General features: G+C 38.0%; 20 protein-coding genes. 6 read left to right on the forward strand and 14 right to left on the reverse strand.

Going from position 1 to position 19623, the window contains the following annotated elements:
• Position 1 precedes the first annotated feature (1 nt).
• Positions 2-874 (reverse strand): MurR/RpiR family transcriptional regulator, encoded by an 873-nt coding sequence (locus MKX73_RS03150; protein ID WP_340716257.1) that lies wholly within the window; start codon positions 872-874, stop codon positions 2-4.
• 298 nt (positions 875-1172) lie between these two features.
• Between MKX73_RS03150 and MKX73_RS03155 the strand changes: the two genes are divergently transcribed.
• Positions 1173-2768, forward strand: coding sequence for a DUF4153 domain-containing protein (locus tag MKX73_RS03155; RefSeq protein WP_340716258.1), 1596 nt, complete (start codon positions 1173-1175; stop codon positions 2766-2768).
• Positions 2769-2847: 79 nt separating this feature from the next.
• On the opposite strand, the gene glpX is transcribed toward MKX73_RS03155, so the two are convergent.
• The 6 genes from glpX to MKX73_RS03185 all read right to left on the reverse strand — a co-directional run bounded on the left by glpX (position 2848) and on the right by MKX73_RS03185 (position 8444).
• On the reverse strand, positions 2848-3801 hold the full coding sequence (glpX, locus tag MKX73_RS03160; protein ID WP_340716259.1) for a class II fructose-bisphosphatase: 954 nt from the start codon (positions 3799-3801) through the stop codon (positions 2848-2850).
• A gap of 64 nt (positions 3802-3865) precedes the next feature.
• On the reverse strand, positions 3866-4516 hold the full coding sequence (dhaL, locus tag MKX73_RS03165; protein WP_340716260.1) for a dihydroxyacetone kinase subunit DhaL: 651 nt from the start codon (positions 4514-4516) through the stop codon (positions 3866-3868).
• Positions 4517-4528: 12 nt separating this feature from the next.
• Positions 4529-5533 carry a dihydroxyacetone kinase subunit DhaK gene (locus MKX73_RS03170; protein WP_340716261.1) on the reverse strand — a complete coding sequence of 335 codons (1005 nt, stop codon included), beginning with the start codon at positions 5531-5533 and terminating at the stop codon, positions 4529-4531.
• Positions 5534-5540: 7 nt separating this feature from the next.
• Positions 5541-5999 carry an RpiB/LacA/LacB family sugar-phosphate isomerase gene (locus MKX73_RS03175; RefSeq protein WP_340716262.1) on the reverse strand — a complete coding sequence of 153 codons (459 nt, stop codon included), beginning with the start codon at positions 5997-5999 and terminating at the stop codon, positions 5541-5543.
• A 46-nt stretch (positions 6000-6045) separates the two neighbouring features.
• Entirely contained in the window at positions 6046-7317 is a 1272-nt protein-coding gene (locus tag MKX73_RS03180) for an MFS transporter (protein WP_340716263.1), read from the reverse strand.
• A 35-nt stretch (positions 7318-7352) separates the two neighbouring features.
• Complete coding sequence (locus tag MKX73_RS03185; RefSeq protein ID WP_340716264.1) at positions 7353-8444, reverse strand: MDR/zinc-dependent alcohol dehydrogenase-like family protein; 1092 nt, start codon at positions 8442-8444, stop codon at positions 7353-7355.
• A 222-nt stretch (positions 8445-8666) separates the two neighbouring features.
• Here MKX73_RS03185 and MKX73_RS03190 point away from each other — a divergent pair, with 222 nt between their 5' ends.
• The 4 genes from MKX73_RS03190 (at position 8667) to MKX73_RS03205 (ending at position 11662) form a co-directional block, all read left to right on the forward strand.
• On the forward strand, positions 8667-9446 hold the full coding sequence (locus tag MKX73_RS03190) for a DeoR/GlpR family DNA-binding transcription regulator (RefSeq protein ID WP_340716265.1): 780 nt from the start codon (positions 8667-8669) through the stop codon (positions 9444-9446).
• Between the two features lie 379 nt (positions 9447-9825).
• Positions 9826-11181 (forward strand): transposase, encoded by a 1356-nt coding sequence (locus tag MKX73_RS03195; protein WP_340716266.1) that lies wholly within the window; start codon positions 9826-9828, stop codon positions 11179-11181.
• A 43-nt stretch (positions 11182-11224) separates the two neighbouring features.
• The gene (locus tag MKX73_RS03200; protein ID WP_340716267.1) at positions 11225-11410 is read left to right on the forward strand and encodes a hypothetical protein; all 186 of its coding nucleotides are present in this window, start codon (positions 11225-11227) and stop codon (positions 11408-11410) included.
• 3 nt (positions 11411-11413) lie between these two features.
• The gene (locus MKX73_RS03205) at positions 11414-11662 is read left to right on the forward strand and encodes a hypothetical protein (protein ID WP_340716268.1); all 249 of its coding nucleotides are present in this window, start codon (positions 11414-11416) and stop codon (positions 11660-11662) included.
• Positions 11663-11704: 42 nt separating this feature from the next.
• On the opposite strand, the gene MKX73_RS03210 is transcribed toward MKX73_RS03205, so the two are convergent.
• The 7 genes from MKX73_RS03210 to MKX73_RS03240 all read right to left on the reverse strand — a co-directional run bounded on the left by MKX73_RS03210 (position 11705) and on the right by MKX73_RS03240 (position 19265).
• On the reverse strand, positions 11705-13753 hold the full coding sequence (locus MKX73_RS03210) for a phospholipase D-like domain-containing protein (protein ID WP_340716269.1): 2049 nt from the start codon (positions 13751-13753) through the stop codon (positions 11705-11707).
• Positions 13754-13766: 13 nt separating this feature from the next.
• Positions 13767-14309, reverse strand: a complete 543-nt coding sequence (locus MKX73_RS03215) for a helix-turn-helix domain-containing protein (protein WP_340716270.1) — start codon at positions 14307-14309, stop codon at positions 13767-13769.
• 356 nt (positions 14310-14665) lie between these two features.
• Complete coding sequence (locus tag MKX73_RS03220) at positions 14666-15457, reverse strand: SDR family NAD(P)-dependent oxidoreductase (protein WP_340716271.1); 792 nt, start codon at positions 15455-15457, stop codon at positions 14666-14668.
• Positions 15458-15570: 113 nt separating this feature from the next.
• Positions 15571-16143: a TetR/AcrR family transcriptional regulator C-terminal domain-containing protein gene (locus MKX73_RS03225; protein WP_340716272.1), complete on the reverse strand. Its 573-nt coding sequence runs from the start codon at positions 16141-16143 to the stop codon at positions 15571-15573.
• 367 nt (positions 16144-16510) lie between these two features.
• Positions 16511-17968, reverse strand: coding sequence for a DUF7309 domain-containing protein (locus MKX73_RS03230; RefSeq protein WP_340716273.1), 1458 nt, complete (start codon positions 17966-17968; stop codon positions 16511-16513).
• A gap of 144 nt (positions 17969-18112) precedes the next feature.
• On the reverse strand, positions 18113-18610 hold the full coding sequence (locus MKX73_RS03235; protein WP_340718836.1) for a GNAT family N-acetyltransferase: 498 nt from the start codon (positions 18608-18610) through the stop codon (positions 18113-18115).
• 469 nt (positions 18611-19079) lie between these two features.
• Positions 19080-19265, reverse strand: a complete 186-nt coding sequence (locus tag MKX73_RS03240) for an antitoxin VbhA family protein (protein WP_340716274.1) — start codon at positions 19263-19265, stop codon at positions 19080-19082.
• Positions 19266-19352: 87 nt separating this feature from the next.
• On the opposite strand from MKX73_RS03240, the gene MKX73_RS03245 reads away from it, so the two are divergent.
• Entirely contained in the window at positions 19353-19508 is a 156-nt protein-coding gene (locus MKX73_RS03245) for a hypothetical protein (RefSeq protein ID WP_340716275.1), read from the forward strand.
• Positions 19509-19623: the final 115 nt, after the last annotated feature.

Raw genomic sequence — 19623 nt, forward strand, 5'->3', positions numbered from 1 at the left:
CTCAACTCCATCGATCTGCTAAAAAACTATTTTGAAAATCATCAAACTTTTTGCGTTGTTGCTCATAATACGCCGAATCATGCGACACCATGCCCACAACGAGTGTATTCATAAAAGCAATCAATGCCGGCATGATATCTATCGTTGAAAGCTCCGTTTGCTGCAATACAAATGTAGTATCTGCATGAGGGATAATCGGTGCCACGTTTGAATCCGTCATTGCCACCGTATAGGCCCCCTGCTCATGAAACATTTTCGCTAATGCAATGGATTCCTTATAATAACGATGCAATGATATGACGATGACTAATGCGTCCTCATCCATTTCCTGTAATGTACGGATCAGCACACCTGTGTGTGGCTCAACGACTTGTACATTTGGACGTAAAATATTTAATGTGAATTCCAGCCAATGTCCTGCAAATTGTGAAGCACCCGCACCGATTAAATAAATCGTCGATGCTTGATGCATGCGTCTTGTGACATCTTGGAATTGGTCTGGGTCGATTTGCTGGGCAATATTGATGATTTGATTACTTACCTGTCCCATGACCTTTTCTGCAAGCTGCGGTTCATGAAATAATGCTTCCTTTGATGCCACATAATTGCCTAACGTACTATTCGTATTGTTTCCAAAAACGAACATCGTGACTTCCTTTTGGAGCTGTGCATAGCCCGTCAAGCCAATCGCGTAGCAAAATCGGATCACCGTTGTTTCACTTGTGCCTGCACTAAAACCTACTTCACTAGCCGAATGTACCCCAACATAAGTTGGATTTTTCAGGACAAATTGAGCTACTTTTTTCTGCGCTTTTGAAAGCTGATCAAAATGCGCCTCAATCCGTTCGGTAATCGTGCTTGTTTTAACACTCAAAAAAGAAGTCACTCCTTCATGATTCATTTTTTGAAGTTTAAACTTCAAACGTTGAATAGTAATTTAACATACTCATTGGTAAAAGGCAATAAGTTTTCTGAAAGTTCATACTAATTAATCTATTAATTAGTCAATTAAATGAAAATGCTTCAAGCTACTTCCTAAAAAAGCTGCCTTATCAAAATAACGGTTTTTAGCGTTATGGGTATCAACAGGATGTTCATAGAATAAGAGAAAATTATTAACTTGAGCATATAAAATAAAAGCATATAATGAAGACATAAAGGGGGTATCTTTGATGAGGTTTAATCGAATCTTTCAACAATTTGCAGGAATAACCGATGCAATCAAAGCATTTCCACTAGCTACTGTGCTCTTAGTCGTTTTATTCATCGTGAATGTAGCAGAAATTAGCGGTACTGTGACAAACTATGATAAATGGTTGGCAGCACTTGTTGTTGCTGTATTCGCGGCATCTGTAGCAGACTTATTTGCCAAACGTGTCCTAACATACAGCATCGCAATCATTTTTACAGGTCTTTTCTTTTGGATCAGCAACTCCAATGATCTCATATTAGCGATCCAAACAGGCATTGTGGTAAGTGCGCTCATGATGGGCTTTATATGGCTCGGCAAAGAAAATTTCAGTGCACGTTTTTTCCATATTTTCAAAAGCATACTCATCACAGCCTTCTTCTCCATCGTTATCTTTGTTGGATTAATGCTTGTTTATGCAGCGATCAATTATTTACTGTTTCCAGTTAGTTCACATATCATCGAGTATATAGCGGCTACTGTATTTGGATTGTTTACTCCATTATTCTTCCTGTCACTGACGCTGAAGGAAGAAGAGTCAGCCCATATTCTTGAGGTGTTGATTTCGTACGTCATTGTACCGCTGACAATGGTGTATGCTTTGATTTTAGTGATTTATATTGCCCTGCATTTCACCGACTGGTCGGAAAATCTGCTCGAGCCATTACTAGTATTTTTCGTGACAACTGTGCTCGTCGTGTACTTTTTAAGCAACGTAATCGAAAATGGATTAACGAAATGGTTCCGTCTCATTTTCCCGAAAGTATTACTTGTCATTGTGCTTTATCAACTCGTTGTCTCCATCATGAAAATTGGTGAAGCCGGGATTACGCATGGCCGATATTTCGTTATTTTATTCGGTGTATTTGCCATTACCATCGCAGTGATTCTTACATTCATGCCGAAAAAGCAATGGCTTGTTGCACCGATTTTTATCGGGTTTAGTTTACTTTCTGTCATCCCGCCTGTTGATGCCTTTACGATTAGTAAACACAATCAGGAAACTCTGCTGCAGGAGCGGTTGCAATCGCTCGGTATGTATGATGGGGAAGTTCAACCAAATCCCGATATTTCTAAGGAAGATAAGCAATTCATTACAGAGAAATTCGATTATTTACAGCGGATGGATTATGACATTACGTGGCTACCTGATCAACCTTTTGATAAAATCTTTGGTTTCTCGCAGCAATATAAAGATTATACGAATGAAGTGTATTATACGACGAACTTAGATTGGGATGAACCGGTTATTACCGACATTGATCAATACGATTATTTTGTGCAAGTATCCGCTTCACAAAATTCAATGCACCGACGATTTGAATTAGCCAACAATATGCAGCTCCGTTTACAAAAGGACCAGCTCGTGTTAGAGAAAGACGAGCAGGAGCTTTTAGCATGGCCGTTGGAGGAACTAGACATCCTCTTAACAAGTAATTACAGAGAGTTATCCGTAGAGGAAGCTACTGTAATCGCAGAAAACGACCGCGCAAAGCTGCAAATCATCGTACAAAATGCTCAATCCCACCGCAATCAACGCTATGCGGAGTTATATGTTTTTGTGCAGGTGAAGGAATAGGGCAAAAAACAGCCCCGGATTGTTACGTTCAACAATCCGGGGCTTCTTAATGGAAACTTCTCATCTATTTCGTTTTCATCTAGGCGTTCGTAGCAAGTGTATTATATTCTCCCACTACAAATTGGTGTGTGTTGGATTCTACTACTAAACTATGTGTCTTCGTCAGATCTCCCACTGTTTTAACACCATTCAAAATGAGGCCGTCTGTAATGCCTGTTGCACAAAACAATGATTCATCCGATTTTACCAGTTCATCGATTGTCCATATTTGATGCGGGTCTTCTATTCCCATACTGACGCATCGATCATATTGAGCTTCGTCCGGTACAAGCATCCCCTGGAAGTCTCCACCTAAGTTTTTTTGGGCAACTGCTGCAATCACTCCCTCAGGAGCACCGCCTACCCCGATGAATAAATCGACTTCACAATGCTCCAGCGAAGTAGCCAGAACTCCCGTAATATCAACTTCGTGGAATAGCTTCACCCTTGCACCTTCAAGCAGTACTTCCTGAACCCACTCTTCATGACGCGGACGGTCCTGAATCATCACCGTTAAATCCTTAATGTTCTTATTAAGTGCTTTAGCTACACGATGCATATTTACCGTTAACGAATCCGCCAGATTAATGGCACCCTTTGCACCTTTACCGCATGCGATTTTTTTCATATATATATCCGGAGCGCGTAAAAGCGTATCTTTCGGCGCGACTGCCAATACCGCCATCGCATCATTCATACCTTTTGCGACTAAGGTTGTCCCTTCAATTGGATCAACGGCCAAATCCAGCTGGAGAAGACTATCCTTCCCTAACTTTTCACCAATGTAGAGCATCGGGGCTTCGTCCATTTCCCCCTCGCCAATCACAACCGTTGTTTCAATCGGAAGGCGGTTTAACGTTCTGCGCATTGCGCTCGTCCCTGCATTGTCTGCAGCAATTTTATTCCCTCGTCCGATCCATGGCAATGTTTCAAGTGCTGCTGCCTCTGTTACTTTAATAAACTGTTCTTCAAAATTCTTTATTTTATTCGACATGTAAACCTCCTAAGAGAGATAACTCCTGCGAATTCCGCTTGTGAATAGCGAGTAAAATCCACTATTATACTTGCACTGCAGTTTTTAAAGACTTCAAATATTCCTCGAGTACGTAAGCGACAGATGTAGCGCCCGGGTCTTGATTACCGATAGATCGCTCTCCTAAACGACTTGAACGCCCTCTTTTTGAAAGCATGTCTTTCGTTTTTGCCGCACCATCCAATGCACTTTCAACCGCTAACTCGAACACTTCGACCATGCTTAAGCCTTTATTTTCTTCTGAAACTAACTGCGCCTTTGCTGGCAGAAGTGCGTCCATCATCGTTTTATCGCCAATTTCAGCTGAACCGCGCTCATGAACACCATCGATAAAGGCAATCCAATAGTTGCACCATGTATCGTCTTGAGAAATATCGCTCTCTTTCAGCACTTTTGCCCCTCGCATAAATCCTGTCGCATATAGCGGGCCGACTGATGAGCCGACAGCACTTAAAAATGTGCGTCCGATTTTGGAACTGATCACTGCACAATCCTCTTCATCAGCTAATGTACTTTCCAATTCTTTTTTAATGGCTTGCCACCCGATTGACATCGTAACGCCATGATCGCCATCGCCAATTTTACGATCCAATTCACATAAATATTCCTTTTTTTCTTCAACCATAGAAGCTACATTCAATAAAAAAGTTTTAAATTGCTGTACTGAAAATCCCATCATTTTGCCCCCTTAAATTTGAGTAAACATTGGACAATCGGCTGTGAAATCAATTAACTGCGCTAACTCATCCGTCAGTTTCGCTATTGTAATAGAAGCTCCACCCATTTCTAAAGATGTACTGTAATCACCTACATAAGAACGGTGGATTGTAATGCCTTTTCCTGTGAGGATCTCTTCTACTTTTCTAAACATAATGTACAGTTCCATATTCGTAGTAGAACCTAATCCATTCACTAAAACGGCAACATTCTCCCCTTTATCAAGAGGCATATCCTCTAAAATGTCATTAACTAATCTGCTTACAATCTGATCTGCTGTTTGGAGCTTCCCCTTTTCCACTCCTGGCTCGCCATGATGACCCAGACCAATTTCCATTTCGTCAGCCGCCAGTTCAAAGCTTGGCATACCTGTTTGCGGCAATGCGCACGGTGTAAGGCCTACACCCATTGTACGTATATTGTTGTTCATTTCTTCTGTTACTCGCACAACATCATCGAAAGCGTAGCCTTTTTCAGAAGACGCACCAGCCACCTTCGTTACAAAAAACTCGCCGGCAATTCCGCGTCTTTTATGAGCTTCCTCTTTTGGTGCGGAGGCTACATCATCTTTTACGATAATGCTTTGTACTTTTATATCCTCTTCCAGTTCTACAATTTCTGCTGCCATGCCAAAATTCATCAAATCCCCGGCATAGTTCCCGTAAATGTAGACAACACCTTGACCAGTATCGATTTTTTTCGAAACCTCAATAATCGGATCTGGGGATGGTGAAGCAAAAATATTTCCTACCGCTACACCGTCCGCCATTCCATAGCCGACATACCCCATAAATGCGGGTTCATGGCCTGATCCGCCTCCGATCAAGATTCCTACTTTATCTTTTTCTTCTTTTTTAACAGCAACAATCGCCCGGTTATTTTCTTCCAATAATTGAACATGTTGCGGATAAGATTTTACATATCCTTCGATCATCTCATCGACAACATTATTCGGATCGTTTATAATTTTTTTCATTTAACTCCTACCCCTTTGCATAAAACGCCTGTTCTTGGTTGACAATCTGCTGGACTTTTCGGGCCGAATCTCCCCCTGGGAAAGTTGATTCAATATATACTTCTACAACTTTCTTTGCCAGCTCCACTCCGATAACTTTTTCACCTAATGTAATAATTTGTGCATTGTTGCTTTTACATGCACGTTCAGCCGAATATACGTCATGAGTTGTCGCTGCACGAATGCCCGGCACTTTACATGCTGCAATTGCCATTCCGAGACCGGTTCCACAAAGTAATATCCCTCGATCCAATTCTTTGTCGTTGATGGCTGTTGCCACTCTGAAGGCTACCCCCGGATAATCAACCGCTGTACAGCTATCATTTGATCCGTAATCTACCACTTCATGACCTAATTCTTCTATATGTTTACATAACTGAATCTTCAGACTATGAGCATTATGGTCTGACCCTAATCCAATCTTCATTATACACAACCCTTTCATTGAATAACTTAAGTTCTATTTTTCCTTGTTATACTTCTGGCGCTAAGTCCAATTGATCGCTTTCCTGCGCATTTTTTTCAGGAAGCTTCACAAAAATCATCAATACGGTACTGATTAAATGCATGCACACATATGTCCAAATAACGCCGACTACCCCGATGCCTCCGATTAATGCTCCAGCAATTGCCGGACCCGCGAAGGAGCTTAAGCCTGCACCTAAATTCAAAATAGACATGGCCGCCCCACGGTTTTCTGGAGCTAAAGATGGGATTAAGGCAGATAACGGTACATATGCCGCCAAGCATGCCCCAAAACCGATTGCCACCAAGTTCATTATTAAGTAATTGGCACCAAAGAAATGCGGCACATAATAAAGAGAAGCCATAAAGACCGCACAGCCGATTCCGCCAATCCACATGATTGTTTCTCTCCAACCGATCCGGTCTGCCACCGCACCCCAAATCAAATTGAACACTACATTACTGGCCCACAGTGCACCGTAGATTTGAAGCCACTGTGCCATCGTAAATCCGGCACTCATCATATACGCCGGTAAAAAAACGACTAATCCATAGGCACCGGAAGTATTAATCATCCGGACAATACCGCCCAGTCCGACTTTTGGACGTTCAAAAGCAATCGTAATTCCTTTTAAAATTTGTTTCAGCGATTTTTTATCAGCTGAATTATCATTAGCAATTACCGGCTTACAAAGCAAAATCCCGAATAAAGCGCCGATTGTCGTAAACACTAACGCACTCCAAAGTGTCAACATTTCTCCTAAAATCGGTAAAGCAAAGCTTGAATAATAAGCACCAACCATATTCAGTCCACCAGCAAATGCTACCCAGAACCAACCTACAGCTGTCCCTAATCTTTCTTTAGGTGCATAATACGTAATCCATACTAGAAACGAATAAGCAAATAACGGATAACCAAGTCCACGTAAAGCATATGTAGGTATCATAACCGCTAAATTGCCTGTTGGAATTCCGATAATCAAAAAAGTGAGCGTTCCTGCAACGAATAGTGATAATCCGCAGATCATCATTTTCCGCGGTCCATAAATTTCTGCCAACACCCCTGATAGCCATGAAGCAAATGCAACCGCCAAACCATATATACTCAGTAAGGTTGCAACATTTTGTACAGTCAACCCTTGCTCGGTCAAGTATGGAGAAAGCCAACCCTGTTCCAAACCATCACCAATCATAAAGAAGAGTACCCCAATATAACCGACTAACATTTTTTTATCCATTCCGATTTTCCCGATGGATTTCAGCTGTAAATTATTTTCCATAACCAGTCCCCTTTGACTTTAGTTCAGAATAAATTCTATGCAAATGGATCTAATACAACTTTCAATGACTTTTGGCCAGAGCTTACTAATTCAAAACCTTCTGAAAACTTTTCTAATGGTAAGGTATGTGTGACAACACCTTCTGTCGGTAAATCCCCATTTAAAATTCCTTTAATAACCGGTTCATAGCAATACGGCCCTAAATGCGATCCGTAAATGTCCAGCTCTTTTCGGTCGGAAATGATGGACCAATCTACCGTTACAGGATCTTTGAATACGCTAAACTCCACGAAGCGACCAAGTTTTCTGATCAATTTCAAACCTTGCTCAACAGACTTCTGCGCTCCTGTTGCTTCTATATAGACATCACAGCCATAGCCCTCTGTTAAATCCGAAATAATTTGATAGACATCATCTTTACTAGGATTCAACACCATGTCTGCACCAAACTTTTTAGCCAGCTCCAGGCGGTCATCAAATAAATCAAGAACGATAAGCTTTGCCGGACCTGATTTTTTAATGGCACCGATCATTCCTAAACCTAATGTACCTGCTCCTGCTAAAACAACAATATCCTCTAACTCTATCTTTGCCCGTTGCACCGCATGATAGGAACATGCATACGGTTCGATTAAAATAGCTTTCTCTATCGGCAGCTCCTCAGGAACATGGTAGTTGATCCCTTCTTTTGTAAATTTCATATATTGTGCCATGCCGCCATTTACATTAGATTGGAAGCCGTATAGATCATGCTTTTGACACATCCAATACTGACCTTTTTTACAAAATCTGCATTTCTCACAAGGGACAATCTGTTCCGAGATTACCCGGTCCCCAACTTTAAAGTCACCCTTCACATTGTTGCCAAGTGCGACAATACGTCCAATAAATTCATGTCCGGGTATCATAGGGGCTTTAATGTAAGCCGGCTGATCCGCGTCTCCCCAAAAGCTCGGTGCACCTTCAAACGCTTTTACATCACCTGCACAGATTCCACATGCCTCTACTTTTACCAGTATTTCGCCATCTTCTAATTTAGGTACATCTACTTCCTCCAAACGATAATCTCCTGGAGCGTAAGCAACAACCGCTTTCATTTTTTCTGGAATTTCTACAACCGATTTCATTAATTCATCCCCTTTACGTTTAGTAAATTTTCCCTTATATACAATTTAACTTAACAAAAGCGCTTACATTTTGCAATCACTTTTTTTCGTTTGTTTTCGTTTTGTTTTATTTTATTGTTTTTTTGTAACTTTTTATGTGCATTTTTTTTGCGTTTCATTTCTAAGTACAAACAACTGTGATATAATGGCAACACTAACTAAAATATAAGAATGGTGAATACTATGAAAAAAGCTTTTGGGTACGAAAGGCAACAAATTATTTTAGAAAAATTAGACGAACAAAATAGTATTACAATTAAAGAACTGACCGCCCTTCTCAATGTATCAGAAGCCACATTAAGAAGCGATTTAAGGAAATTGGAAGAGAAAAAATTATTAATGCGTACTCACGGGGGTGCCATGGCGGTTGACCACAATATACCGGATACAAGTTTTTCTGCCCGCCAATCAAAAAATAAGAGTGAAAAAGTGAAAATTGCACGTGCCGCTTTCAAAAAAATAAAAAATAACCAATGCATCATGCTGGATGCCAGCTCCACTGCGCTGGAATTGGCCATTCTCCTAAAGGAAACAAACCTTCGCTTAACCGTTGTCACAAGCGGATTGAAAGTGGCAATTGAGTTAACGGATTTACCGAATATTACCGTTATCATATTGGGTGGGATTGTCAAACAAGGATCCTATTCAATCGAGGGGACGTTATGTAAGGAGATATTAAACACAATTCATGTAGATCATCTATTCGTCTCAGCAAATGGTTTTTCTATAGAATCAGGATTTACAGACTTCAATGTATACGAAGTAGAACTGAAAAAACTAATGGTTCAAGCCTCCAAAGAAGTTACAATGCTACTGGATTATTCAAAAATCGATAAAAGTTCAATAGCTGCATTTGCTCAAATCCAAGAAATCAATACATTTATAACCGACAGAAGCCTGCCTTCCAAATACGTGGATTTCTTTAAACAAAACGATGTCCAGCTAATGATTGCCGAATCGTAAGCTGCAGTTCAACACGCATAAAAAGACAGTTATAAGCTGAACTGCGCCCCGGTTGTCGGATATGTCCAACAAGCGGGGCACGTTTTTTATTTTAATTGAATCTCCAACCTGCAAATGGGCTGCCGATAAGTACTATGATTTAGCTCAATCAAAACTAAAAGAATATAATTTAAAGATTTCAAATAAATTAAGATATCTTTTTAATATACTTAACCTTGATCAAATTGAAATATCAAATATTAACTCAATTTTAAGTGAGTTAATTTCATAATTCCAATCCCTTCGGTATCAAGGGGTTTCAAACAATAAAAAAGGGGCACCTCCCCATTTTGGTATAATTTAAGCGACGAAACCAAATTAACCAAGAGGTGAATGCCCTATGACTATTGTAAAACAAATTAGCCTTTTTGACATCCAAGAATTATTGGATTTGGAAAGTTCACGTCGTTTTGATGCCATTTTCTCAACATTCGATGTACAGCCAATTTTTCAGCTTTTTTCTAAAAAGACATTGCGTGGCGCTCCACGTGAATGTAACTATGGTGCGATGATTCAATCACTGATTATTCGGATCGTCGAACGCATTCCTACAGTAAAAGATTTAGTCAAACGTTTAGTCAACGCTCCTTTATTTCGTTTGGATTGCGGTTTTCTCGTTTCGGATTCAGTGCCATCTGAAGCGTCTTATTCACGGATGATTCGCGTGATTAGTGAGTCAGATGTAATGGATACGATGCAAGATGAACTCATTCAAACCGCCTTTATTGAAGGGTTTCTTTGTGATGAACATCTTGGTTTTGACGCCACACATTTTGAGGCTCGTGATGCGTCAAAGCCTTCTGAGAAAAAAGAAGCTGCACCACCGAAAAAACGTGGGCGTAAATCAAAGGAAGAACACGCTGCCTGGCTCACTGAACAAGCAGAAATCGAAGCGAATCTAACAACTTATGAAAAGAAACTAGAGGCGCAGTTAACGATTCCAGCTAACATACTCTGGCGGGATATCCCAATCGAGCCGAATTGGGGAATCAAGAAAAATAGCGAAGGTAAAAACACGTTCTGGTATGGCTTTAAAGGGCATTTAGCTGTGTCCACAAAAAGCCAATATATCGTTGCTCGTCTCATGTCTTCGGGCAACTTAAGTGATAGTAAAGCTGCGATTCCACTACTGAAAAAGGTAGCGGAATTAGTACCGAACCATTTTACAACGGCCATATTTGATGCAGGGTATGATTATGAGCCGATTTATCGCCAAGCACTTAGCCAAACAATGCGTGCCGTCATTCCTTATAATGTCCGGCGAGAAGGTGAAATAATTGGTTTGGATCAACATTTTCGACCAACATGTGTGCGTGAACATAGTTACTGTTACGACAGCTTTGATGAAAAATATCGTACCCTTAAATTCACACGACCTAAAGAATGTGAAACATGTCCATTACGCGAAGATTCGCTCTGTCAAAAGGTATTCAAAATCAAGTGCGAAACGGATATTCGCAAGTACACGTATCCAGCACGTGGCTCTGAACTATGGAAAAAACTTTACAAAGAACGGACAGCCGTTGAACGAGTGAATGCCTACTTAAAGCAATTCTTTCAGTTAAACAATATCCGTCACAGAACAGGTAGAAAAGCGAAACTGCATTTCAACCTCGTAACGTTTATTTATAATGCCTGCAAATTAGCAGTCGATCGTATCAATGCGCAATTACAGGCACTATCAGAAGCTGCATAATTTTTTAAAAATGCAAGTTTTAATATAGGAGCACTCTAAGCTCTTGGAAAAGATGATTTATGAAATTGATTCAAGTAATAAGAAATTACCTATAGCGTTTCTTGATAACTTAAATAATTTAGAAACACAATTTGATAAATTTCATCAAACTCAACTAAAATTACAAAATCAGATTAGTAATACGAGCATAGAATATACAGTTAATCCCAATAAATTATTGGAGGAATAACACATGACGGAATTTAAATGTATACATTGTAAAAAAGTCACGTTATTTGTGCCCACTGAAAAGAACAGGCTCACTTGCGCAGAATGTGATAGCACTTTTACTAAATGTAAAAACAAAGAATGTTCTAATTTAATAAAATTTGGTATTTTTTGTAGTGATTGTATAGGGGATGGACTAAAAAAAGGAAGCGGTCCCGCACTTACAATTATTTCAGCTGCTACTGCATTTTTTATTAAGAATGGACGAAAATAAAGTTGAGGTGCATGACATAGCATGTCCCTCTTTAGATTAATATTACGAATAACTAAACCACTTGCGCCAAAACGCTTTAGTACTTATTTCGTTAATAAAGTTCATAAAAATCTCTTTGTTCAAAATCAACACCGTATTATCTTCTAGAATACTCTCTGGCGGTAAGTAGTTGATAATTTCCTCACGCTCTCGCTTCGTACGTTTTCCCAACACTTCGCTACGGACATACACAGTATTATCATTTCGGACATCAAAAGCCTCTTTGTTACTTATAAATAGTTCACGCCAAATCTTCTTTCCACGTTCATTATAATCATCAAATTTTTGAGTCGAGAACCATTTCGGTAATTCCAACTCGCATTCCACATGATATTCCTTAAATATTTCACGTGCGATAAATAAGTAGTCTTCAGCTGTATAAAACACGTCATGATGCTTAATCCGGTCCGCTAATCGGCCTGTAAAATCCTGATATAGCGTAGAATTTACTTCACTCATAATATTCCCTAAAAACTTGCTTGATTCGGCTTGTTTCTGTTTATCAAATGTATTATCAATTTGAAGATAGTATATACGCGAAATCACTTGGGCAGTCGCATCAAAGTTTGTCGTATTCGTCGTACAAATGAATACAGGATGTTTGCTGTCTAAATTGTTCGTCACATCCTTAATTAAACGTTCGCCTTTATCCGCTGCTGTACTTGTAAAAAACTTTGAATCTACTTCGTCTACAAGAATCGGATTTACATTGGAAGTATAAAACAAATCAACAATCATATTTTTCTTGTTAATCTGTTCGTATGATAAATAAGATTGTGTATTACCAATTAGCAAATTAATGAATTCCAGTGCAGACGTTTTACCCGAACTTGTTCGACCCGCTAATACTAAAAATAATGGAATATTACGGCGGACACTCTCTCGTCCTTCTTCTAAAACATAATGATCACGGATTTTCCAAATATGTGCGGACATGAACGCGTACAAAATCGCTTCAAAAATACGGGTTTGCGTATCTGTTGAACTTTGCACTGTATATGTTTTATAGGCATCAATAAATGCATGAATTAGTTTTAGTTGCTTATTCAGGTCCTCTTTCGTTGCTCGCTTAGAAAATAAAAACATATTTTCCTCATCAGCCTTTTTATAAAGCAGATGATTGCTGTCGTTGTACTCAATGAAACCTCGTGTATCCACTTCTTCCGTTCGCTTATTGAGTCTCGAAAGCTTACTTTTTATCGTAATATTTTTCTTATCCAATTGGGCTGGCGGTAAAATAATATGATTACCTGTTTTGCGGTCTTTTTTCGTAATGACCTCAATGAGTTGCCTCACACTTTCTATTTGTTCCGTATTTGAATTGGCATGCAATGATGCTTCCGTCAATTCTTCAATTTGCACTTCTGTAAATTCCGTAAATACTTTACCGCTCGTTACTTCTTCTAATAACGCTTCAAACAATTGATCTGGATCTGCTACATTTATCGGCTCACCAATAAAGTTATGTTTGTATTTCTCAGGTACAAAATCAACCGTTTCCTCGTAAATTTCATTAAAACGCTGATCATATAGCTCAAACAGAGGCGAGTTATCAAAAACTAACAATTCTTCATATTGTTTACGTTGGTTAAACGCTTGTTCCGTAAAATTCGCTGAACCTAGCATGACACGTTTATCTTCCTTGCCATCTAACAAATAAATTTTGGAGTGAATCGGATCGTTCTTCTTTGAATAGCGCACTTGATACCGTTCAGCCCGGATACGCTCCTGCACTTCTTCCGGTAGGCTTTGAAACAAATTAATCCGTTCATCAATCGCGAGTAAAGCTTGAAGCCCTGTAATGAATGCCCCAGCTACATGACCATCCTCAATCCCAAGTATTAGTTGAATTTCTTCAAAATCCTTCGTCATCTTAAAGAAGAATTTTGGAGATGCCACAAATGAAACAGCACGAATTCTCGTAAATTTTGAAGCATCAAATAATTCATCTAACTCCATATCTTTCACTTCGTTATCCTTTACAACATACAAGAAACGATTCGGTTTTACTTCTTCTATTGCAAATAAGCTAAACTGTTCATTCGATTTCATTTAAGCACCTCCACTAAATTTTCACGAATACTAATTCTGTATATTTAAATGGGTTAACTAATGTATCATTACAGCTCCCGTAAATGTAAAAACCTACTTTATTCAATGATTTGATTTCCTCATCAAACTTATCGATTAAAAACTGACGTTCACCTTGTTCTACAAAATTGAATACTTCCATCATTTCCATAATCATTTGCACAAACTCTTCAATTATCCAGGCCTCACGTTCAGACAATTGATCAGCTGGATTAGGATTATACTCGAGATGATTACAATGAATTAAAAGATGAGCCAAGTCTCTCCCTGTATTCACATTAGGTTTATTAATACTGCGATGCTCACTTAAAATTTCATCAGGATTGGCTTCCGTGAAACTTATATTTAGCACTTCGCATATTTGCTTTAGATAAGTGCTATTTTTCACTTCATTATTCTCAATTCTTCTAATAACTCGTGCATCAACTTTCCCTACCAATCGAGCTGCTAACTGCTCCTGCGATAAATTCGCCTCAAGTCTTCTTTGTTTTAACATATCACTTATGAATTTCTCCATATCGGAACACCCCCTACTTCAACTATATTTATTTTATTATTTCTTGAACAGGACACATGGCGGACAAGTTAATTTTATTGTTATTAAATCTATTATTAAGGTTTTTGAATACATTGTAAAATTTTGGGTTATTTAAAGGGTTTGTTTTTTGGTGATTGATGGTTGAATAATATCTTTGAGGAGGTGAGATACATATGGCAAAATTTATCGTTACAACTGGTCCAGAACTAGCATCATGCCAAAAAGGACCACTCATAAAAGTGATCCTTTTCATTCCTCTCAATTATATTTTAGAGGGCTATATCGAACTGTAACATAATATTTTATGATGCAGAACGGTTATAATCTGCGGGAAATTATCCACGTAACATATTACGGCCACCGTTTACCGGAATAATTTGACCGTTAATGAAGCCTGATGCATCTGATGCTAAAAATACCATTACTGGTGCCATGTCGCGATCTACATCGCCCATTTCACCACGGAATGGTACTTTCAGACGTTCAGCTTCTAAAAACTTCGTACGTGCCTCATCTGTTAAGTTATTTAAATAGTGCTCGTACATTGGTGTTTTCATTGTTGGGTTCACACAGTTTGCACGAATATCATATTTCAATGCCCATTCGTATGCAATTGTGCGTGTCCAAGAATAAACAGCACCTTTTGAAGCAGAATATAACGCGCCACCTGGCATACCTGTTGAAGCTGTATCAGAAGAGAAGTTGATGATATTGCCTTCTCCCTCTTGCCCCTTGAAAATATTGCACGCTGCTTGGTTTGTATAAATTGTACCGTTAATATTTATGCCTAATTGGAACGCTAAATCCTCTGGCGTATATTCTTCAGCAGGTTTTAATTTTTCAACACCTGCAATATGTGCTAAAACGTCTAAACCGCCCATATCTTTTGCAGCTTGTTCAAATACAGAGAATACTTCTTCTTGATTTGCGATATTACAACGATAAAATGTCGCTTTCCCCGCTACACCAGCTTCTGCATTTACATCATTTACTGTTTGTTGACCCATTTCTTCATTAATATCTAGAACTGCTACTGTTGCACCTTCACGTACATAAGCACGTACTGTACCTGCAGCGATCCCACTTGCGCCACCAGTCACGATAATGCGTTTATCTTTTAATTGCATATCAAACACTCCTTCAATTTGTCATTAAACTTAGTATAAGATGTGCTTCATATGATAAACGATTCCGACTTTACACTAAGTGTTACGCTAAAGGAAACAATTTAAACCATTTGTTACCTACCTTGCTCATCATAATTTTGAAAAATAGGAAGTGTCCATCGCTCATAGTAAGATGCCATCAACTTTGGTGGAATCAGCATACCATCTTTCATCCATTTTACGAGTAGCATTGTATGTGATGATGCATAAAAATAAGTCATATATTCATGCTCTAAATCAGACAGCTTTAACGGCTTCAACTTATTCGAAATCATTTCACTCGAATGCTTTAATACAAATTCATAAAAAGAATTTTGTCCTGTAAACGCACTAATTCGCTCATAAAATTTACGTTCCTTGTAAAATTGCTGATATTGCCATTCCAGAATCATTCCAGATGGTAAGTCCATATTTATATAGAGTTCTCGTAACTTTTCCATCGGTGCGATAATGTCTTTAATTAATATTTGCTCGACGATATCGTTTTTATCTTGAAAATATTTATAAAACGTCTTTCTTGAAACTTGTGCGGTCTCGCAAATTTCAGCAACCGTAAGCTTCGTGAAGTCCTTTTCCATGACAAGCTTATGAAAACTACGCATAATTTTAAGCGCTGTTTCGTGCAAAACTTTTTCTTTTTCCACCATGCATGCACCACTCTTCTTAGTTCAAGATTATAAATTTAAAGGAATTTCTTAGTATCGATTATACTACACATAACATAAGTATCAGGCATTCACACTAGTTATAATAGTCAAGATAAAGAAGTTCATCGCACTGCCTATACAGTTTCAGCGTTTAGAATTTCTGAAATCAGTAGTAAAAATAGACTTGATACGGCTGTCGACTACACTGTAATTTATCCACAAGAATATGATGGCTGTGCACATTGCTACAAAGAAAAACACCGGAAATAAAATGAAGATAGGGAAGTCCGTGTGGCTTCTCTACCTTCATTTCTTACTAGCATAGTTTAATTAAAAATAATTATCTGAGTACCTGGCACTTTTTAAATTAAAATGGTGGATTAAACTTCAACATTACTTTAAATTCATCAACGTTTGGTAACTCACTTACTACCAATTCGATTCCAACAAGCTTTGCAACCGGCATTAAAATACGACATACTTCTGCTGATACGAATATTTTACTAGGAAGAACCGCTAAATCCTTTAACATATTCCAAAACAACAATTGCTGAACAAACGAATGTTTCGGAAATGGAACAATTTCATGGTGAATAACTTCTCCAGTAGTATGATTAACTATTATATTTATAAGAGGATACAGTGGACGTTCATCCTCCCCGTCTACTGCGTAAGGCATATAAAAATAATCAAATTCTATTTCTAGTGGACTCTTTTGCTTCTTTTTTATTTTTGCAACTTCTAAATCATTTACATCAATCTCGAGCACCCAATCTTCAATTCGTTCCATTTCAATGATGCCTAACAAATCCACTTCGCCATCATTTTGCACTTCAAATAGAGGATAGCCATACATTGGCACCATCGGATATTCCCAGCCGCTCATCCGCATCTTGGTTACTTGAATCATCAGTTCTATTAACTCAATCATCGTTTCTACTTCATCATAATCCGGCTGCATCGGAACAAATCCAGGTTCAAATGTTTTAAAAGCAATCCAGTTTTTCTTCCCGCGGAACGATAAGCCATGTTCTTTAATTAGTTCATAATCTTCTTTATCAAGTTCATCTCGGTCAACATAATTCACCGTTAATGCACTCATATCAATTGAAAAATCATCCGATAAAGCTTCACCGGAAATAATTTTCTCTAAGGATTGATAACCAAAGGCTTCATCATACATCATTAATCCATATTCCTGGCCACCAGCTCCCATAACAGAAATAAAGTACTTCATATCATTTAACTGAACCGCAATAATATCTTCATTATTAAAATACTGCCAAGGCTTCAGTTTTTTAAACTCTTCTGCTACCTCGAATAATGTTAAGTAATCCGGAAATAAATTGTCCATTAAACCTTTCTCAATTTCAGAAAATAAACTTCTATCTAACTCCATTTCCAGTTGCAGTACTTTATTTAACGCATCAATATCAATATTTTTTCGGTTTGAAAATATATCCCCTTGTCCATCTATGATACAAGCTTCTACGTCTTCAATTTCAATTACTTTTTCTAACGTAAGCTTTAGTTTTATTCCGGTTTCAGTCATATAATTCATTCCATCATCAATCTTTACAAACCATTCTCCAACCGTTTCTTCCAAGCTTTCAAATTCATCATAACTCTCACTATAGAGTGGAATCACTTGATGCGATTTTTTTCCCTTTACTTGAAAAAATTCAAAAAACACATCGCTTTCATCTTCTATCGAGAATGCCGTTGATATAACTGTATCCAAATCAAAAAGGCTCATACTTTCAGATACTTGAACAATACGATAAATAGTAGGATTTTTTATACTTTGAATTCGAATTTGGTGCACATTAACGCCTCCGATAATTAATTTAATAGAATTTACTTAATTATCCTGTAAAATTCATATTTTTACACTATTTTATAAAACTTTCTTATGATTTATAAGTTTAATAGAATAAAAAACTTTTCAATTTATAATCTCTGTTTATAATTACTGATAATTAAACTCTAACCGCACCATATCCCGACACTGTATGCCATTTTCAAAAATCGGTTCATCATAATTGTCGACAAAATAGTCATGAATGATTTCTTTTAATCGAAAGCCGCATTTTTGATAAAGAGCAAGCTGCTGAATACTCGAGTTCCCCGTTCCAATTTCAATCGATTCCATACCTATCAACCTTGCACTTTTTATCGTATGTTGTACTAATGCTTTCCCAATTCCTTCCCCTTGGTGCGTTTCCGCAACTGCTACATTCATAATTTCTACTTTGCCAGGTGCCGTTTGCATCAGTACATAGACCCCAACTACTAACGCATCCTCTACTGCAACAAACACTTTACTTTTATGAATATACTTCTCGATGCTCGTTTCAGATGGATCCGCTAATAGTAGCAAATCCATTGGCAGCTTTTCGTTCGGCTGAAGTGTACGAATAACGCACTTTGATTCCGCAAGTTCTATTGCTTCATATAAGCTTTTCATTAAACTTTCGAATAATCTTTTATCTATCATAGCCCTCCTCCAATGCCTATCGATTATTTTTTATTGGTACAAATAATCGATAGGCTATCTAAACAAAATAAACCGCCCATCTCAAATTTGATTAGGCGGTTCATTCGTCAGTTATCTTTATTAATAATTTTTTTAAGAAAGCAGCTTCATTTTAGTAGGAAAGCTTGCATTGATTCACATCTAGTTATTATGCTCATTAATTTATGTAATCACTGCTACTTGTGCTTTTTTCAAATGGTAGTCCGTGACAAGCTCCAGCTCCTTCGCGTCAAGCTTGCATTGGTTCACGTCAAGTTATTATGCTCATTACTTCTGTAACTGCTGCTACATATGCTTCTTTTAATAGTTGTTCGTGACAAGCTCCGGTTGCTTCACGTCAAGCTCACGTTAGTTCACGTCAAGCTATTTTATTTTGTGCTAGGCGCACTCACACTAGTATTTAATTTGATGCCTTTGCGTATTTTTGAAGTATGGCTTGTTTGAGCTGACTAGAAGTAATTTGGCCGTTTTCATATTGATGTAATAAATTTTGCGTAAATGTAGAAGGCTTTCCACCATCGAGCGCCGCCATACCTACCGCAAATTGAATTTGTTTTTGTCGTTCTAGGCGTGAATGATTTTTCATGCGATACACCCCTTTGTAAAAAGTAGTTTAATTATACTATTTGCGATTTATATAAAATACATATATTTAACTTATAAAGGAAGATTTATGATGTCAGTAGAAATGCGTAAACGTCAGGTAATTAAAGGTAACGATGCACTAAAATTTTTAAAAAGAGCTGAACAAAATAAACATCACATGATAGAACGCAAAGTACTCGCAATAAAGAAATGGACTGAACAACAACGTGAATCTGAAAAGTAGGTATTTATACTTGAGGATTTTTAAAATGGAAATCGCCCCCATATGCGGTATCTATTTTTATTTTGTAAAATCCTTAGCACCAAAATTGGAGCTACTTAACTTTTTAATCTATACT

The organism is Solibacillus sp. FSL W7-1436 (assembly GCF_038007305.1).
Classification (GTDB): Bacteria; Bacillota; Bacilli; order Bacillales_A; family Planococcaceae; genus Solibacillus.

Excerpts from the sequence above, each read along its gene's own strand:
- glpX (WP_340716259.1), bottom strand. The coding sequence starts at position 3,801 with ATGTCGAATAAAATAAAGAATTTTGAAGAACAGTTTATTAAAGTAACA.
- MKX73_RS03215 (WP_340716270.1), bottom strand. The coding sequence starts at position 14,309 with ATGGAGAAATTCATAAGTGATATGTTAAAACAAAGAAGACTTGAGGCG.
- MKX73_RS03195 (WP_340716266.1), top strand. The coding sequence starts at position 9,826 with ATGACTATTGTAAAACAAATTAGCCTTTTTGACATCCAAGAATTATTG.
- MKX73_RS03185 (WP_340716264.1), bottom strand. The coding sequence starts at position 8,444 with ATGAAATCGGTTGTAGAAATTCCAGAAAAAATGAAAGCGGTTGTTGCT.
- MKX73_RS03155 (WP_340716258.1), top strand. The coding sequence starts at position 1,173 with ATGAGGTTTAATCGAATCTTTCAACAATTTGCAGGAATAACCGATGCA.
- MKX73_RS03225 (WP_340716272.1), bottom strand. The coding sequence starts at position 16,143 with ATGGTGGAAAAAGAAAAAGTTTTGCACGAAACAGCGCTTAAAATTATG.
- MKX73_RS03245 (WP_340716275.1), top strand. The coding sequence starts at position 19,353 with ATGATGTCAGTAGAAATGCGTAAACGTCAGGTAATTAAAGGTAACGAT.
- MKX73_RS03170 (WP_340716261.1), bottom strand. The coding sequence starts at position 5,533 with ATGAAAAAAATTATAAACGATCCGAATAATGTTGTCGATGAGATGATC.
- MKX73_RS03175 (WP_340716262.1), bottom strand. The coding sequence starts at position 5,999 with ATGAAGATTGGATTAGGGTCAGACCATAATGCTCATAGTCTGAAGATT.
- MKX73_RS03220 (WP_340716271.1), bottom strand. The coding sequence starts at position 15,457 with ATGCAATTAAAAGATAAACGCATTATCGTGACTGGTGGCGCAAGTGGG.
- dhaL (WP_340716260.1), bottom strand. The coding sequence starts at position 4,516 with ATGGGATTTTCAGTACAGCAATTTAAAACTTTTTTATTGAATGTAGCT.
- MKX73_RS03190 (WP_340716265.1), top strand. The coding sequence starts at position 8,667 with ATGAAAAAAGCTTTTGGGTACGAAAGGCAACAAATTATTTTAGAAAAA.
- MKX73_RS03240 (WP_340716274.1), bottom strand. The coding sequence starts at position 19,265 with ATGAAAAATCATTCACGCCTAGAACGACAAAAACAAATTCAATTTGCG.
- MKX73_RS03235 (WP_340718836.1), bottom strand. The coding sequence starts at position 18,610 with ATGAAAAGCTTATATGAAGCAATAGAACTTGCGGAATCAAAGTGCGTT.
- MKX73_RS03210 (WP_340716269.1), bottom strand. The coding sequence starts at position 13,753 with ATGAAATCGAATGAACAGTTTAGCTTATTTGCAATAGAAGAAGTAAAA.
- MKX73_RS03205 (WP_340716268.1), top strand. The coding sequence starts at position 11,414 with ATGACGGAATTTAAATGTATACATTGTAAAAAAGTCACGTTATTTGTG.
- MKX73_RS03180 (WP_340716263.1), bottom strand. The coding sequence starts at position 7,317 with ATGGAAAATAATTTACAGCTGAAATCCATCGGGAAAATCGGAATGGAT.